This is a genomic window from Asaia sp. W19 (assembly GCF_003994335.1).
GTDB lineage: Bacteria > Pseudomonadota > Alphaproteobacteria > Acetobacterales > Acetobacteraceae > Asaia.
This window is the reverse complement of the sequence record NZ_PNQZ01000116.1, coordinates 1-1582: the sequence shown is the minus strand read 5'-3', so window position 1 is coordinate 1582 and position 1582 is coordinate 1. Positions and strand designations below refer to the sequence as shown.

At 61.1% G+C, this 1582-nt stretch carries 2 protein-coding genes; both read left to right on the top strand.

All coding sequences use genetic code 11. The features are described 5' to 3' along the window. Positions 1-479: 2-oxo acid dehydrogenase subunit E2 (locus tag C0V97_RS17080; RefSeq protein ID WP_199752000.1), on the top strand; the 479-nt coding region annotated here is incomplete at its 5' end. A 16-nt stretch (positions 480-495) separates the two neighbouring features. Then, positions 496-1582 (top strand): dihydrolipoyl dehydrogenase (lpdA, locus tag C0V97_RS17075; RefSeq protein WP_233582250.1); only part of this gene is annotated, 1087 nt, incomplete at its 3' end.

Sequence of the window (1582 nt, the reverse complement as noted above, 5' to 3'; positions counted from 1 at the left end):
CGGAATTCCCCGCCATCAACGCGACGATCGAAGGTGAGGAGATCATCTATCGGCGTTTCGTCAATCTGGGCATTGCCGTGGGCAGCGAGCGCGGCTTGGTCGTGCCGGTGCTGCATGATGCCGACCAGATGAGTTTTGCCGAGCTTGAGCGCAACATCAATGATTACGGTACGCGGGCGCGTGCCGGAACGCTCAAGCTCGATGAACTCTCGCGCGGTACGTTCTCCATCACCAATGGCGGCGTGTTCGGCTCGCTTCTCTCGACCCCCATTCTCAACCCGCCGCAATCAGGCATTCTGGGCATGCATGCCATTCAGGACCGCCCCGTAGCCGTGGATGGGCAGGTGGTGATCCGTCCCATGATGTATGTTGCGCTCTCCTATGACCATCGCATGGTCGACGGACGCGAGGCTGTGAGCTTCCTGGTGCGTATCAAGCAGTATGTGGAAGACCCCCGTCGCCTGCTTCTCGATGTCTGAAACGAAAGAGACCGCCATGTCGGAGACTCATGAATTCGATCTGGCCGTCATTGGCGCGGGCCCTGGCGGTTATGTCTGTGCGATCAAGGCGGCACAGCGCGGCCTGAAGGTGCTTTGCGTCGATCGTCGTGAGGCGCCGGGCGGCACGTGTCTGAATGTCGGATGTATTCCTTCCAAGGCCCTGCTGCACAGCTCCGAGCGACTGCACGAGGCCGAAACCGAATTTGCCGGACTGGGGATCGACAACGTCAAGCCTGTGCTCAACCTTGGCCAGATGATGGCGCGCAAGGAGCGCGTGGTGGGCGATACCGTCAAAGGGATCGGCTTCCTTTTCCGCAAAAACAAGATCACCTTCCGAGTGGGTGAGGCCACGCTCACTGGGCCGCACAGCCTCACGATCAACGGTGAGACGGTCACGGCAGGTTCCATCGTGATCGCGACGGGCAGCGCACCTGCGGCCCTGCCGGGTCTGGCCTTCGACGAAAAGCGCGTGGTGTCCTCGACCGGTGCACTCAGCCTTGAGGCCGTGCCGAAGCGTCTCGCGGTCATCGGGGCCGGTGTGATCGGGCTCGAGCTTGGCAGCGTATGGAAGCGTCTTGGCAGCGAAGTGACGGTGATCGAATATGGCGATCATATCGCGCCCGGTTTCGATCGTGGTCTGGGCCGTCAGTTCCAGCGCGCGCTGGAAAAGCTCGGTCTCAAATTTCGCCTGTCCACCCGCGTGACCAAGGTGGCGACCGAACAGAGCGCGCTGTCACTTACGGTGCAGAAAGTTGGCAAGGAAGAGAGTGAAACGCTGGAAGCCGATGTGGTTCTGGTGGCGATCGGGCGCAAACCCCACACGCAGGGGCTCGATCTGAGCACTGTCGGCATCGATACAGATGAGGCGGGTCGCATTCCGGTAGATGGGCATTTCCGCACCTCCTGCCCCAGCATCTATGCCATTGGCGACGTGATTGCGGGGCCGATGCTGGCCCATAAGGCCGAGGAAGAAGGTCTGGCGCTGGCTGAACAACTGGCGGGCAGGATCGGGCATGTGCCCTATGACGCCATTCCGTCAGTCGTTTACACCCAGCCGGAATTTGCGATGGTCGGCAAGACCG